This window comes from Pseudomonas sp. Q2-TVG4-2 (assembly GCF_013620795.1).
In the GTDB taxonomy this organism is placed as follows: Bacteria; Pseudomonadota; Gammaproteobacteria; order Pseudomonadales; family Pseudomonadaceae; genus Stutzerimonas.
On record NZ_LGLW01000005.1, the window covers coordinates 40,614 to 56,318 of the forward strand.

Annotated in this window: 9 protein-coding genes; 6 read left to right on the top strand and 3 right to left on the bottom strand. The window is 60.6% G+C overall.

Features of this window, described 5'->3' with window-relative positions:
* Nucleotides 1-33 precede the first annotated feature (33 nt).
* Together tpx and H3028_RS11435 are read left to right on the top strand one after the other, a co-directional pair.
* A complete protein-coding gene (tpx, locus tag H3028_RS11430) occupies nt 34-534 on the top strand; it encodes a thiol peroxidase (RefSeq protein ID WP_181297146.1) in 501 nt (166 codons plus the stop codon).
* 303 nt (nt 535-837) lie between these two features.
* The gene (locus tag H3028_RS11435; RefSeq protein ID WP_181297475.1) at nt 838-2,013 is read left to right on the top strand and encodes an NAD(P)-dependent oxidoreductase; all 1,176 of its coding nucleotides are present in this window, start codon (nt 838-840) and stop codon (nt 2,011-2,013) included.
* 131 nt (nt 2,014-2,144) lie between these two features.
* Here the strand turns inward: H3028_RS11435 and H3028_RS11440 are convergent, their stop codons facing one another.
* Nucleotides 2,145-3,611: a lipid II flippase MurJ gene (locus H3028_RS11440; RefSeq protein WP_181297147.1), complete on the bottom strand. Its 1,467-nt coding sequence runs from the start codon at nt 3,609-3,611 to the stop codon at nt 2,145-2,147.
* A gap of 285 nt (nt 3,612-3,896) precedes the next feature.
* Here H3028_RS11440 and H3028_RS11445 point away from each other — a divergent pair, with 285 nt between their 5' ends.
* From H3028_RS11445 to H3028_RS11460, 4 genes are all read left to right on the top strand, one after another.
* Nucleotides 3,897-5,141 (top strand): MdtA/MuxA family multidrug efflux RND transporter periplasmic adaptor subunit, encoded by a 1,245-nt coding sequence (locus H3028_RS11445; protein ID WP_181297148.1) that lies wholly within the window; start codon nt 3,897-3,899, stop codon nt 5,139-5,141.
* On the top strand, nt 5,138-8,218 hold the full coding sequence (locus H3028_RS11450) for an MdtB/MuxB family multidrug efflux RND transporter permease subunit (RefSeq protein ID WP_181297149.1): 3,081 nt from the start codon (nt 5,138-5,140) through the stop codon (nt 8,216-8,218). Before H3028_RS11445 ends, H3028_RS11450 begins: the two co-directional genes overlap by 4 nt.
* Before the next feature lie 187 nt (nt 8,219-8,405).
* Complete coding sequence (locus H3028_RS11455) at nt 8,406-11,510, top strand: efflux RND transporter permease subunit (protein ID WP_181297150.1); 3,105 nt, start codon at nt 8,406-8,408, stop codon at nt 11,508-11,510.
* On the top strand, nt 11,507-12,973 hold the full coding sequence (locus tag H3028_RS11460) for an efflux transporter outer membrane subunit (RefSeq protein ID WP_309109541.1): 1,467 nt from the start codon (nt 11,507-11,509) through the stop codon (nt 12,971-12,973). Before H3028_RS11455 ends, H3028_RS11460 begins: the two co-directional genes overlap by 4 nt.
* 59 nt (nt 12,974-13,032) lie before the next feature.
* Here the strand turns inward: H3028_RS11460 and H3028_RS11465 are convergent, their stop codons facing one another.
* Entirely contained in the window at nt 13,033-14,025 is a 993-nt protein-coding gene (locus H3028_RS11465) for a TRAP transporter substrate-binding protein (protein ID WP_181297480.1), read from the bottom strand.
* 210 nt (nt 14,026-14,235) lie between these two features.
* Nucleotides 14,236-15,639: an efflux transporter outer membrane subunit gene (locus tag H3028_RS11470; protein ID WP_181297151.1), complete on the bottom strand. Its 1,404-nt coding sequence runs from the start codon at nt 15,637-15,639 to the stop codon at nt 14,236-14,238.
* Nucleotides 15,640-15,705: the final 66 nt, after the last annotated feature.

The window sequence follows — 15,705 nt, forward strand, 5'->3', positions numbered from 1 at the left end:
CGCTCGCGGCCCACGAATCGATAAGGAGTCGAAATGACCGAAGTAACCCTCAAAGGCAACCCGATCCAGGTCGCCGGTGCTTTCCCCCAAGCCGGGCAGAAAGCCAAGCCGTTCAGCCTGGTGGGCGGTGATCTGGCTGATGTCGCGCTGAGCAGCTTCGCTGGCAAGCGTAAGGTTTTGAATATCTTTCCGAGCATCGATACGCCGACTTGCGCTACCTCCGTGCGCAAGTTCAATGCTCAGGCCAACGATCTGACGAACACCGTCGTGCTGTGCATCTCTGCGGATCTGCCGTTCGCCCAGAAGCGCTTCTGTGGTGCTGAAGGGCTGGACAACGTAATCAACCTGTCCACGATGCGAGGCCGCGAGTTCCTTGAAGAATATGGCGTACTGATCTCTACCGGTCCGCTCGCCGGCGTATCCGCGCGCGCCGTCGTGGTCCTGGACGAACAGGATCAGGTGCTGCACAGCGAGCTAGTCGCCGAGATCGGAACCGAGCCGAACTACGAAACGGCAATCGCAGCCCTCAAATAATCCAATATAGGAAGCGGTGCAATGCCGCTTCTTTCTCTCCGTATATCTGGCGACAGAAACACAGCCTGCTGATCCCTTCCTTCGGCCATTAATCAATTGGCCGAATTTCTCCGCAAACGCTTAGCTTTGAATATCGCACGCCCCATAACCACAACCGCATCAGGCGATGGCGTTAGGCCAGATTTTTTATTTGCTACAAAATCTTTTCCGGTCGCTGCGGTCAGAGCATTCGTTGCCCATTGAATGGATTCGCTTATGTCTACCTCGCATGCCAAGAAGAAGATCGGTGTATCCGGCACAGGAATGATCGCCCATTGTTTCATTCGGCTGATCAAGGAGCACTACAAGGATCTGGAAGTTTCCCGCGTACTGACCCGCCGTCCGCTGAACTCCTTCAGCGACTTCCCGCTGGCTGACCGACTCACCAACTCCATAGACCAACTGGTCGACGATGCAGACCTGATCGTCGAATGCAGTGGCGACGTCTTCCATGGTACTGAAGTCATCGAGCGCGCCTTCGAGGCCGGACTGCCGGTGGTGACTGTCAATGCCGAACTGCAAGTCACCACGGGTTCTTATCTGGCGGGCAAAGGCTTTATCACAGAGGCCGAGGGCGACCAGCCGGGTTCGTTGGCGGCGCTGCATGAAGAAGCCATCATGATGGGCTTCAAACCGCTGGTATACGGCAACATGAAAGGTTATCTGAACCACGACCCATCGCTCGAAGACATGACCTACTGGGCAAAGCGTCAAGGTATCAGCATCGAGCAGACGACCTCGTTCACTGACGGCACCAAGGTGCAGATCGAGCAGGTGATCGTTGGGAACGGTCTGGGCGCAAGCATTACCAAACAGGGCCTGGAAGGTCTGGCCTCGACCAACCTGACCGAAACCGGAAATCTGTTGGGCATGATGGCCGAGCGTCTCGGCCAACCCTTTGTTGATTACGTCATTCCATCCGGCTATCCAGCCGGGGGCGTGTTTCTGGTCTGTCGACATGACGACAGTCAGCGGGCAGCCATTGAGTATTTCAAACTTGGCCAAGGTCCCTACTACACGCTGGTGCGCCCGTTCCACCTTTGCTCACTCGAGGTCGGCAAGACCGTGCGCCGAGTACTCAATGGCGGTGGCGTGCTGTTGAACAACTCAACTGCACCGACCCTTGGCGTGGCTGCGATCGCCAAGCGGGCCATGCGGCCAGGTGAGTTGATTGAGCGCGGCATCGGGGGATTCCAGTTCCGTGGCGAGGCGGTAAAACTTGACGAAAATCCCAATCACGTTCCGATCGGGTTGTTGCGGAAAACCGCACTCAAGCGAGCGGTCGAGCCAGGGCAGTTGATCACATTTGATGACGTCGACATTCTGCCGAGCCGTGCGCTGGATATTGTCATGCAGCAGCGCTCTGAGCGGGCTGTAGCTACAGCGCAGACGCCCACAGCGAATCTGGCACCCATCGGGATGGTAGCAGTAGGCGGCTGAGCGCTATGCGCAGACGACAAGGCCGTTGATGTGGCCTTGCAATCGATTAATAAAACCCCGCTTTCGGCGGGGTTCATTTTTGGGCAGCGTTAGTCCTGATGCTGCAAGGTCAGCGGCCACCAACTATGTCGTCAGGCCTTTTTCATCGACCAGTAGGCCGGTTTGAACAGGTCTCGTTCGCCCAGCAGCACTACGCCCGCCGCGAAGGCACACAGCACCAGCGCGATATACAGACACAACTGCAGCAACCCGTGCGGTGCAGGCAACCAGTGCAGTGCGATGGCTACGGCAGCGGCGGTGGTGATCCAGCGCAGGAGAACGCCAGGAGCCAGACCCGTCGGCGACGCGCGATAGACATACAGCCCCATGAACAGTGCCTGCAGAGTCGCACCGCTGGCGAACGCAAATGCCAGGCCTTCGGCGCCATAGGTGCCATAGAGCAAAGCATCCAGACTGACCGTAAGCGCGGAGCTGATCAGCGTAATCGCCAGAAACAGCCGCGACTGATGCTGGGCGAGGAGGGCGCGCCCCCAAAGCAGCGCCAAGCCCATCGCAGGAAGACCGAGCGCGTACAGGACCACCAAGGAGGCCGTCGCATCCGTTTGTGGTGCACCGAATTGACCTCGCTCCAGCAACACCGACACCACGGTTTGCGGAAATGAACAAAGCACCACAGTGGCAGGGACTAGGAACAGCAGCGTTGCCAGCAGGCCCTTGCGTATCACGGCGGCATGACCATCGAAATCTTCATCGCTCCAGCTGGAGACGAAGCGGGGGAAGAGCACCGACAGCACTGACAATGCGTAGAGCGTGAGCGGGATAGTGACGATACGAAACGCAAAGGACAGCATGGTGATGCTGCCTTCATCTAGGAAGGACGCGAACATCCGCTCGGCAAGAATACAGCCTTGTTGCGCTCCGGCAGCCAGCAAGACCGGCGCGAATGCAAGGCCGAAGCCGCCAGCGTGATCCGTCGTTTCGATTTTTTTGGCTCCACGCAGATAGGCGATCCGCCGGTGTTGCACCAGGATCAGCGCCAGCTGGGGCAGCAGCATGCCAATGAAGATCACCATGCCGGTTGGTTGGAACAATAGGATCCCGACGATAGCGCCCGCGTTGAGCAGTACCGTTCGCGTCATTGGCAGGATGAACACTTCGTCCATGTTGAGCAGCGCGCCCTGGCAATACAGAACGGCCTGAACGGCGACCAGCACGGCGCCCACGCAGAATACGATCTGCCCGGAGGTAACTTGGGCGTCCGTCCAGCCGGGCGCGAGCAGATTGAGAATCCAGTAACTTGCGATGATGGCGATGACGCTTACGGCAGTCCCCATCGCCATCACGCGCCAGTAAAGCCAGCGGCTGATGCTTTCGAACAGGGCTTCGGATTGGCTGCGCAGCTTCTGCAGGTAGGGAATCATCGCATCGCGCAGCGCGAGGCCAAGAAAATTTTCGAAGAACATCGGCAGGATCAGCGCGACGAAGATCAGGTCCGCTTCCCAGCTGAGGCCGAAGGCCTTGGCAATGAACAGGTCGCGTAGAAAACCGAGAAGAAAGCTGGCGACAGTCAGCGCCAGGATGACCAGTGATGCGTTCATTCCTTGATCCTGTGCAGACCATTATCGGGTGGCCTGATGAGTAGCGGTATGTCTCGTCGAGTGTGACGATAGTCCCGGAGTCGTTCCCCTGCGTAACGTTCGCCAGCGGCTCGGCGAACGTTACATAGACTGAATGGCTCAAGCATGGTTCCTGGGCCTCGGTTGTGTGATCCGCGACCGGTTTTGGCCTCGACAAGGGGCGATACGTAAAAATGCCGTAAATCTCCTTTGCGAGCGCAGCGCGACTGCTTATGGTTCACCCTCATTTTCAGGCGAACCCAGTTCATGTCCGAGGCAAACACTTCTTCCGCCGGCTCCGTTCGGCGCTGGTTGATCATCGGCGGCGTGGTCGTTGTGATTGCGCTGTTGCTTTGGTGGCTATGGCCAACCGCAGCCGAGGCGCCGCAACAACAGCGGGGCGGGCGGCCGGCTTTCGGCGCGTTTGGCGGCCCGACGCCGGTGCGGGTCGCAGCGGTCGAGCAGGGGAAATTTGAGGTCTATGCCAAGGCGCTCGGCACCGTCACGCCACTGAACACCGTGAATGTGCGCAGCCGCGTGGCCGGCGAGCTGGTCGAGGTACGCTTCGAAGAAGGCCAGCGGGTCAAGGCCGGCGATTTGCTGGCGGTCATCGATCCGCGCCCCTACGAGGTAGCGTTGCAGCAGGCGGAAGGTACCCTGCAGCAGAACCGCGCGCTGCTGCAGAATGCCCAGCTGGACCTGAAGCGCTATCGAGGTCTGTTTGCCGACGACAGCATTGCCAAGCAGACCCTCGACACCCAGCAGGCGCTGGTCAACCAGTATCAAGGCACACTGGCGGCCAACCAGGCGGCGGTCAATGAGGCCAAGCTGAACCTACAATTTACTCAGATCCGCGCGCCAATCGACGGGCGCGTCGGCCTGCGCCAGCTTGACCAAGGCAATCTGGTCGCGGCCAACGACGCCACACCGCTGGTCGTCATCACTCAGACGCAGCCCATGGCGATCAGCTTTACCTTGCCTGAGGGCGAGTTGCCGCCGGTCATTGCCCGCTTTCGTCGCGGTGACGAATTGGCGGTACAAGCCTGGGATCGCAGTGAGCGGGTTTTATTCGGCGAAGGGGTGCTGGAAAGTCTCGACAACCTGATCGACACGACCACTGGCACGTTGAAAATGAAGGCTCGCTTCGATAACGAGGCGGAGCTGCTGATACCCAATCAATTCGTTAACGTTCGCCTGCGCGTGGAAACCCTTGATGATGCGGTGTTGATTCCTTCTGCAGCGCTGCAGTTCGGCTCGCGTGGCAACTACGCCTATGTGGTTGGCGAAAACTCGAAGGTCGAGCTGCGGGTGCTTGAGGTGGGCCCGAGCAACGGCGACAAGACCGTCATCACCAACGGCTTAAGCGTCGGCGAGCGAATTGTCATGGAAGGCACTGATCGCCTGCGTGACGGCAGCGAAGTCGAAGTGGTGGATCGCCAGAAGCTCGCCGAAGAAGCAGCCGAAAATCCGAAGATCGACACACAGAGCGCCAAGGAGCGTCCTGCGCGATGAACATGTCGCGGCTGTTCATCCTTCGGCCGGTGGCAACCACCCTGACGATGATCGCGATTCTACTGGCCGGTCTCATCGCTTACCGCATGCTGCCGGTTTCCGCGCTGCCTCAGGTCGATTACCCGACCATTCGGGTGATGACGCTGTATCCCGGTGCCAGTCCCGAAGTCATGACCAGCGCCGTGACTGCTCCGCTGGAACGGCAGTTCGGTCAGATGCCGGGGCTGACCCAGATGTCCTCGACCAGCTCTGGCGGCGCTTCGGTGATCACTTTGCGCTTCTCGCTCAAGGTCGAGCTGGATGTGGCCGAGCAGGAGGTCCAGGCGGCCATCAATGCTGGAAGCAATCTGCTGCCAAATGACCTGCCGGCGCCGCCGGTATACAACAAGGTCAACCCGGCGGACACACCGGTGATGACGCTGGCTATTACCTCGGAAAGTCTTGCTCTACCGGAGCTTCATGATCTGGTCGATACGCGCATGGCGCAAAAGCTCGCGCAGATCAACGGCGTAGGCATGGTCAGCATCGCCGGCGGTCAACGCCCGGCCGTGCGCATCCGCGTCAATCCGGAGGCGTTGGCATCCTACGGATTGTCACTGGCCGATGTCCGAACATTGGTAACCAGCTCCAACGTTAACCAGCCCAAGGGCAATTTCGACGGCCCGACGCGCGTATCGATGCTCGATGCCAACGATCAGTTGAAGACTCCGGAGGAATACGCCGAACTCATATTGGCGTACGAGGACGGGGCCACGTTGCGTTTGAAGGATGTTGCCGACATCGTCGATGGCGCTGAGAACGAACGCCTTGCCGCCTGGGCCAATGAAAGCCAGGCCGTGCTGCTGAATATCCAGCGTCAGCCAGGCGCCAACGTGATTGAGGTGGTCGAACGCATTCAGGCGCTGCTTCCGGAGGTCACCGCCAGCATGCCGGCCGGTCTCGACGTGGTGGTGCTCACCGACCGTACCCAGACCATCCGCGCCGCCATTACCGATGTGCAGCATGAGCTGCTGATGGCCACCTTTCTCGTTGTGATGGTCACTTTCGTTTTTCTTAAACGATTCTCGGCGACGATCATCCCCTCTATTGCGGTGCCGCTGTCACTGATCGGCACCTTTGCCGTGATGCATCTCGCCGGGTTCTCGCTGAACAACCTGACCTTGATGGCGTTGACCATCGCAACCGGCTTCGTGGTCGACGATGCCATCGTCATGCTCGAAAACATTGCGCGCCACGTGGAGGAGGGTGAGACGCCCATGCAGGCTGCTCTCAAAGGGGCTAAGCAAATCGGTTTCACGTTGATCTCGTTGACGCTGTCGCTGATCGCCGTCCTTATCCCTCTGCTGTTCATGCAAGACGTGGTGGGGCGTCTGTTCCGCGAGTTTGCCATTACGCTTGCCGTTGCCATCCTGATCTCGCTGGTAGTGTCCCTGACGCTGACGCCCATGATGTGCGCCAAGCTCCTCAAGCCTGCGGCCGCGGAAAAATCGAAGCCGGACTGGGTCGAGCGGCTGATCGGCGGCTACGCGCGTTGGCTGACCTGGGTGCTGGGGCACCAGACGCTGACTCTGCTGGTTGCCGTGATCACACTGGGGTTGACGGTCGTGCTGTACCTCGCTGTGCCGAAAGGCTTCTTTCCGGTACAGGACACCGGGGTGATTCAGGGCATCAGCGAAGCGCCTCAATCGATTTCCTTCCGCGCGATGAGCGAGCGTCAGCAGTCCTTGTCCCGCGTCATCCTGGCCGACCCGGCAGTGGCCAGCCTGTCGTCCTATATAGGTGTCGATGGCGACAATGTGACCCTTAACAGTGGTCGCCTGCTGATCAATCTCAAGCCTCACGCTGAGCGTGATGTCACCGCAAGCCAGGTCATCGACCGGCTGCGTCCGGAATTGGCGAAACTGCCAGGCATCGACCTGTACATGCAGCCGGTGCAGGATCTCTCCATCGAGGATCGGGTCAGTCGTACGCAGTTCCAGTTCAGCCTCGAGTCCCCGGATGGCGAACTGCTGCGGGAATGGACGCCGCGTCTGGTGGCGGCGCTGCGCGAGCGCCTAGAGTTGACGGACGTCGCCAGCGATCTGCAAAGCGACGGCCTGCAGATTTTCCTGGATATCGATCGTGATGCTGCGGCGCGGTTGGGTATCGAGGTATCGGCTATCACCGATGCGCTGTATGACGCGTTCGGTCAACGCCAGATTTCGACCATCTTCACCCAGGCCAGCCAATACCGCGTGGTGATCGAGGCCGAGGCCGGTGGGCGTCTTGGCGCGCAGGCGCTGGAACAGCTGTTCGTACAGAGCGAGGGCGGCACGCCGGTAAGGCTGTCGAGTCTGGCAACGCTTGAGCAGCGCAGCGCGCCGCTATTGATCAACCACATCGGCCAGTTCCCGGCCGTGACGCTGTCTTTCAATTTGGCTGACGGTGTGTCGCTCGGCGAAGCGGTGGAAGTGATCGAAGGGGTCGAGGCCGAGATTGGGCTGCCGGCCGGTATCCAGAGTCGTTTCCAAGGCGCCGCCGAGGCGTTCCGCGCGTCGCTGTCGAGCACCTTGCTGCTCATCCTGGCGGCGGTGGTGACCATGTACATCGTGCTCGGTGTGCTCTATGAAAGCTATATCCATCCAATCACCATTCTCTCGACGCTGCCATCGGCTGCCGTCGGCGCCTTGCTCGCGCTGCTGCTGACCGGCAACGATCTTGGACTGATTGCCATTATTGGCATCATCCTGCTGATCGGCATCGTCAAGAAGAACGCGATCATGATGATCGACTTCGCCCTCGAGGCCGAACGCCACCAGGGCATGAGCCCGCAGGATGCGATCTATCGCGCGGCGCTGTTGCGCTTCCGCCCGATCCTGATGACCACCCTGGCTGCGCTGTTCGGTGCCGTACCCCTGATGCTGGCATCCGGCTCTGGCGCTGAACTGCGCCAGCCGCTGGGCCTGGTGTTGGTCGGTGGCCTGCTGCTCAGCCAGTTGCTGACGCTGTTTACTACGCCAGTGATTTATCTGTTTTTTGACCGGCTCGGCCAGCGTTTTTCCCGCAAGGATGGGATGGGGCAGGAGGTTCAGGCATGAGTGTTGAGCAGGAAGCAAGAAGCAGGGCGCTGGGAGCAAAGCAATCGGTGCGGGCTGGAAGGCACCCGATATCGGCCGAACTGAGTAAACGTCCTGTCCTGCCGACGGCGACAGGCATTTCAGCGGTCAGCGTCGTCAGCTTCCAGCTTTCTACTTCCAGCCTCCAGTTAGCCACTGGCTTGCACCCATGAACCTGTCCGCACCCTTCATTGCTCGCCCAGTCGCGACCATGTTGCTGAGCCTGGCGATCTTACTCTTGGGCGGGGTCAGCTTCGGATTGCTGCCGGTGTCGCCGCTACCGAACATGGATTTTCCGGTCATCACGGTGCAGGCCAGCCTGCCAGGGGCGAGCCCGGAGATCATGGCGTCCAGCGTGGCGACGCCGCTGGAACGCTCGTTGGGCAGCATTGCTGGCGTCAGCCAGATGAGCAGTCGCAGCAGCCAGGGCTCGACGCGGATCATCATCCAGTTCGATCTCGACCGCGACATCAACGGTGCCGCCAGAGATGTGCAGGCAGCCATCAACGCATCGCGCAACCTGTTGCCCAGCGGCATGCGGAGCATGCCGACCTACCGCAAGATAAACCCGGCGCAGGCGCCGATCATGGTGCTCTCGCTGACCTCCGACGTGTTGGATAAGGGGCAGCTCTACGACATCGGTTCGACTGTTCTGGCGCAGAAGCTTTCCCAGGTGCCCGGTGTCGGGGAGGTACAGGTCGGCGGCAGCTCGTTGCCGGCCGTGCGCGTCGAACTGCAGCCGCAACAGCTCGAGCAATACGGTGTTTCCCTCGATGAGGTGCGCCAGACCATCGCCTCGGCCAACGTACGCCGCCCCAAGGGCATGGTCGAAGACGATCATCGCCACTGGCAGGTGCAGGCCAACGATCAACTGCACGAAGCCGCAGATTACCTACCGCTGATTATTCGATATCAGGATGGCGCGGCGCTGCGCCTGAGCGACGTTGCCAAGGTGCGGGACGGCGTTGAGGATCGCTACAACGATGGTTTTTTCAATAACGAACGTGCCGTCCTGCTGGTGATCAATCGCCAGGCTGGGGCGAATATCATCGAAACCATCGAGGGCATTCGCAACGAGCTGCCCGCGCTCCAGGCGATCGTGCCCGGCAGCGTCGATATGGCAGTAGCGATGGACCGCTCGCCGGTTATCCGTGCGACGCTGCACGAGGCTGAGCGGACCTTGTTGATTGCGGTGGGGCTGGTCATTCTGCTGGTATTTCTGTTCCTCGGCCGGCTGCGAACAGCGCTGATACCGGCGCTTGCGGTACCGGTTTCGTTGGTCGGTACCTTTGCGGTGATGTATGTGTTCGGCTTCTCGCTCAATGTGCTGTCACTGATGGCTTTGATTCTTGCCGCCGGGCTGGTGGTGGATGACGCGATCGTGGTGCTGGAGAACATTGCACGGCACATCGATGATGGCGTCCCACCGATGCGTGCCGCCTACATCGGGACCCGTGAGGTCGGTTTTACCTTGTTGTCGATGAACCTGTCACTGGTCGTGGTGTTCGTCTCGATCCTGTTCATGGGCGGTATCGTTGAGCGGCTGTTCCGCGAGTTCTCCATCACCCTGGCGGCTGCCATCCTCGTCTCGCTGTTGGTGTCGCTGACCTTGACGCCAATGCTTTGCGCCCGTTGGCTCAAGCCTCACCAGCCCGAGCACGATGGCCGCCTGCATCGCTGGAGCCACGACGCCCACCAATGGCTGTTGCGCCATTACGACCGGTCCTTGGGGTGGGCGCTGCGTCATCATCGCATCACGTTGTTCACGCTGCTGGCGACGATCGGGCTCAACGTTTTTCTCTATATAGAAGTACCGAAAACCTTCCTCCCGCAACAGGACACCGGCCAACTGACCGGCTTCATCCGCGGCGACGATGGACTGTCGTTTCAGGTCATGCAGCCGAAAATGGAAACCTACCGTAAGGCGGTGCTGGCCGATCCGGCGGTGGAAAGTGTGGCTGGCTTCATCGGTGGCCAGGGTGGCATCAACAATGCCTTCATGATCGTCCGGCTCAAGCCGCTGGCCGAGCGCAAAATTTCTGCGCAGAAGGTGATAGAGCGCATTCGCAAGAATCAGCCGAAGGTCCCCGGCGGGCGCATGTTTCTCATGGCCGATCAGGACCTGCAGTTCGGTGGCGGCCGGCAGAGCAGCTCGGCCTATTCCTACAACCTATTGGCCAGCGATCTGGCAGACCTGCGCACCTGGGTACCGCAGGTGACCCGAGCGCTGATGGCCTTGCCGGAGCTCACCAGCATCGATGCCAACGAAGGCGAGGGCGCGCAACAGATCAGTCTGAAGATCGATCGCGACGCGGCCAAGCGACTCGGCATCGACATGAGCACGGTGACCACGTTGCTCAACAACGCTTTCAGCCAGCGGCAGATCTCCACCATCTACGAATCGCTCAATCAGTATCAGGTAGTGATGGAGATCGACCCGAGCTACGCCCAACATCCCGAAGTGCTGGAGCAGATCCAGGTGATCACCAGCGATGGCCGGCGCGTGCCGCTGGCTGCCTTTGCCCGCTACGAGCGAAGTCTGGAAGAGGACCGGGTCAGCCATGATGGGCAGTTTGCCGCCGAAAACATCGATTTCGACCTGGCGCCCGGCGTCAGTCTGGATCAGGCGACGCGGGCCATCGAACGGGCGGTTGCCGCCATCGGCATGCCCAGCGAGGTTCAGGGGCGCCTGGGCGGCACCGGCGATGTCTTCAAGGCCACTCAGGAAGGCCAGCCGCTGATGATCCTCGGTGCCTTGCTACTGGTGTACATCGTGCTCGGCATTCTCTACGAGAGTTACATCCATCCACTGACCATCCTGTCGACGCTGCCTTCGGCCGGTGTCGGGGCATTGCTGGCGATCATCCTGACACGCGAAGAGTTCAGCCTGATCTCTCTGCTGGGTCTGTTCCTGCTGATCGGCGTGGTGAAGAAGAACGCGATTCTGATGATTGATCTCGCGCTGCAGTTTGAACGGAACGACGGGCTGTCGCCGGCGGAGTCGATCCGCCGGGCCTGCCTGCTGCGTTTCCGCCCGATCCTGATGACCACCATGGCCGCCATCCTCGGCGCGCTGCCTCTGTTGATGGGCGGCGCCGAAGGCGCCGAAATGCGCCAGCCGCTGGGGCTGGCCATCATCGGCGGTCTGATGCTCAGCCAGATCCTCACGCTCTACACCACGCCGGTGGTCTACCTGTACCTGGACCGCGCGCGTCATCGTTTCAACCGCTGGCGCGGTGTACGCACCGACGCCGCACTGGAAAATCCGCTATGAATTCGTTGCGCTTGAAATACACCTTGCGGCCGCTGGCTATCGTCGTCATGGCAATCTCGTTGGGCGCCTGCACCCTGGGCCCCGATTATCAACGCCCCGAACTGCCAATCGCCACGGAATTCAAGCAGGCGGAAGGCTGGAAGGCGGCTACACCGGCTGATGCGTTGCAGCGAGGCGATTGGTGGGCACTCTACGGCGATACCGAGCTGAACGCACTGGTCGCGCGGTTGAACGTATCCAACCAGAACCTGGCGGCAGCTGAGGCGCAATATCGGCAAGCTCGGGCGTTGGTGCGTGGCGCGCGGTCGCAACTGTTTCCGGCTGTGGGAGCTAGCGGCGGCGTATCGCGTGGAGGGCAGGGCAGCTCCGCCAGCGGCTCGTATTTCCAGGGCGGCAGCACCGGCAGCGGGGTAAGCGAGAGCTATGAAGTGGGGCTGGATGCTTCCTGGGAGCTGGATATATGGGGGCGTCTGCGGCGCAACCTGGAAGCCAATCGCGCCAACATGCAGGCGAGCGCGGCGGATCTGGCGGCGGTCCGCTTGAGCCTGCAATCAGAATTGGTACAGACCTATTTGCAGTTGCGCGTGATGGACGAACAGCAGCGGCTACTAGACCAGACCGTCGAGGCATTCGCCCGCTCGCTGCGCCTGACGGAGAACCAGTACCAGGCCGGCATTGTCCCCAAATCGGACGTCAGCCAGGCGTTGACCCAACTGAAAAGCACTCAGGCCCAGGCGATCGACCTGCGCTGGCAGCGTGCCCAGATGGAACATGCCATTGCCGTGTTGATCGGTGTGCCACCATCGGAATTGGATATCGCCAAGCGCGGGGATATTCCACGGCTGCCCGAGGTGCCATTGGCATTGCCGTCGCAGTTACTGGAGCGTCGACCAGACGTCGCGTCGGCCGAGCGTCAAGTGATGGCTGCGAACGCGCAGATCGGTGTGGCCGAAGCGGCTTGGTACCCGGACCTGACGCTGAGCGCCAGCGGCGGCTATCGCAACAGCAGCTTCAGTGACCTGATCAGCCTGCCCAACCGCTTCTGGTCGCTGGGTCCGCAGCTGGCGGTCACGCTGCTGGATTTCGGTAGTCGCCGCGCCGAGCTCGAAGCGGCAGAAGCCAGCTATGACCAGACCGTGGCCACCTACAGGCAGACGGTTCTCGACAGCTTTCGCGAAGTCGAGGACAACCTCGTGCAGCTGCGCGTCCTAGCCGAGGAAGCGGTCGTACAGCGCGAAGCCCTGGAAGCGGCGCAGGAATCGCTCCGTCTGATCGAAAACCAATATCGCGCCGGTACCGTGGACTTCCTCAGCGTGGCGACGGTGCAAACCACTGCACTGAACAACGAGCGCACTAATCTGGCATTGCTAGGCGATCGTTTAACGGCGAGTGTGCAACTGATCGCAGCGCTGGGTGGTGGTTGGGATATCGAGAGGCTCGAATATGAGCCGGGCCTGCAATAGACGAGGTTTTCAGAGCACAAAAAAACCAGGCCTAGGCCTGGTTTTTTGGTAGCGATCAATCATTGACGCTGTTTGCGGTTGACCGTTTGCGCTGCCTTGATGATATCGGCGCCGATTACCGGCTCGAATTCTTGCCATACCGGTCGCATGGCTTCACGCCAGGCTTCGCGTTCTTCGGCGGTGAGCTCGATGATTTCCGAGGTGCCGGCCTTACGGATGCGCTCGCGATGAGCCTGGTTGGCTTCCTCCGCGGCCCGGTTCACCTCGTAGGTCACCTCATCGATGATGCCTTCGAGCTCGGTGCGAATGCGGTGCGGAATGCCGAACCAGAAACGCGTGTTGCTCACCAGCATGTAATCGAGCACGCCGTGATTGCTCTCGGTAATGTACGGCTGCACCGTATGCATCTTCTTGCTGTAGATATTCGACCAGGGGTTTTCTGCGCCCTGAACGGTACCGTTCTGCAGCGAAGCGAAGACATCGGCGAAGGCGATCTTTTTGGTAGGTGCGCCCACCTGGGCGAACTGGGACTCCAGCACCGCGGAAGGCTGGATGCGGAACGCGAGCCCCTTTGCGTCACTCGGCAGGCGTAGCGCCTTGGTTGCCGACAGCTGCTTCATGCCGTTGTGCCAGTAGGCCAGGCCGGTGATGTTTTCCTTTTCCATCGAGCGCAGGAGCTGACGCCCCTTGGCGCGCTTCTGGAAGCGGTTGACGGCCTCCAGATCATCGAACAGGAAAGGCAAGTCGAATACCTGCACCTGCTTGGTGTACTTCTCGAACTTGGCCAGCGACGGTGCCAGTAGCTGGACGTCGTTGTTGCTCAGCGCCTCGAGTTCGTTGGCGTCGCCGTACAGCGTGGAGTTTGGGTAAACTTCGACCGTTACCTGGCCTGGCAAGCGTTCTTCGACCAGTCGCTTGAACAGCAGGGCGCCTTTGCCCTTGGGTGTGTCTTCAGCGACGACATGGGCGAATTTGATGACGATCGGCTCGGCCTCGACGGCGGTCGCGGCCAGCGCTAGCATGAGACCGGCAAGGGTGATGATCGGCTTGATCATGAAAGGCTCTTTATTTTTGGTTGGTTGGCATGACATCCGGAACCGGATGCGATTGAGCTTCGACGGGACGTTATGCCAAAGAAGCAGCCTTAGCTAAAGCGCTTTCTCACAAAATTCATGATCCGATGAACGGGAGTGGGCGTAGATCACAGTTTGTGCATCTACCACAGCGCTACGCCGCCAGCGACGGCGCAGTGCATTTTCGCATTAACCGTTGGCTAACTGCCAGCCGCCGCCCAGCGCCTTGTACAGCGCAACGATACCGCGGTAAAGCTCCACTTCAGCCCGGGCTTGAGCGTCCTCGGCCGCGAGACGTTCACGCTCGGCATCGAGCAGTACCAGGAAATCCACGGTGCCTTCCCTATAGCGGATCTCGGCTTGTTGTGCAGCGGCCCGGCTGGCAGTGGACTGACGCAACAATGACAGCAACCGCTCCTGGGCGCGGGCATAGTCGCTGAAGGCATTTTCGGACTCCTCCAGCGCAAGCAACACATGCTGCTCGTAATTCGCCAGCGCGCCCTCGGCATCGGCTTCGGCGCCACGCAGCCTGGCCCGTACGCTGCCCATATCAAATGCCGCCCAGCTGATGCTCGGCGCGACGCCCCAGGCTTGGGCGGCACTCGAGCCAATCTGGGACCCGCGCCCGGCAATGAAGCCGAGGAAGCCGGACAGACTGACCCGCGGAAACAGATCCGCTGTTGCCACGCCGACATTGGCGGTCGCGGCGGCCAGCTGCCGTTCGGCGGCGAGAATGTCAGGGCGACGACGCAGCAACTCGCCGGGATCACCGATCGGCAATGCCTTGGCTATCGCGGGCAGCTCACGAGGCGACAAGTCTACGCTGAGCTGATCCGGGCGCTGGCCGAGGAGGGTGGCGATACGGTTGCCGGCACGGGTCTGTGCCGCTTGCAGCTGTGGCAGGCTGGCCTCGGTAGCCGCCAGTCGAGCATCTGCGCGCAGTACGTCTAGCTCGCTGCCCATACCGGCGTCACGCAGTTGTTCGGTCAGCTGGTGCGAATCGCGTTGGTTCTCAAGGTTCTCCCGGGCAATTCGCTCGCGCAGCTGCGCACCGCGGAGCTGGCCATAGGCATCCACCAGTTCGGCGATCAGGCTCACCTGCAGTTGGTAGAGCTCGGCTTCTGCCGCTTCGCTCTGGGCCTCGCTGGACTCGATTCGACGCTGGATGCGGCCGAACAGATCCAGCTCCCAAGCCATGTCCAACCCCAGGTCATAACGCTCGATATTGCTGCGCTCATCGCTGAACCCCGGTTGCTGGGCTTCTCCATATTCGGCGGTGGCACCGGCGGTCACGGTAGGGAAGCGATCGTTGGCCGCATCGTCGCGGATCGACCGTGCCGCACGCAGTCTGGCGAAGGCAATACGCAGCTCACGGTTTTCTGACAGAGCCTCACCGACCAGCGCGTCCAGTGTCGGGTCTTCGAACTGGCGCCACCAGGCAGATTCGAAACGTGTGCGGTCAAAGGTTGTCGCGGTGGCCCGCTCAATATTCGCCGGCGGCGTTACCGGCGTGCGGTAATCCGGGCCGACAGCGCAGGCAGTCAAGGCCATGATCGCGGCAAGCAACAGTGGGGTGGTTATTAAAGCCTTCATACATGTATCTCCTTTGACAGACTGTGTGGAAACTACTGCGCTCGGTTATGTCGCGTTAAAAACAGG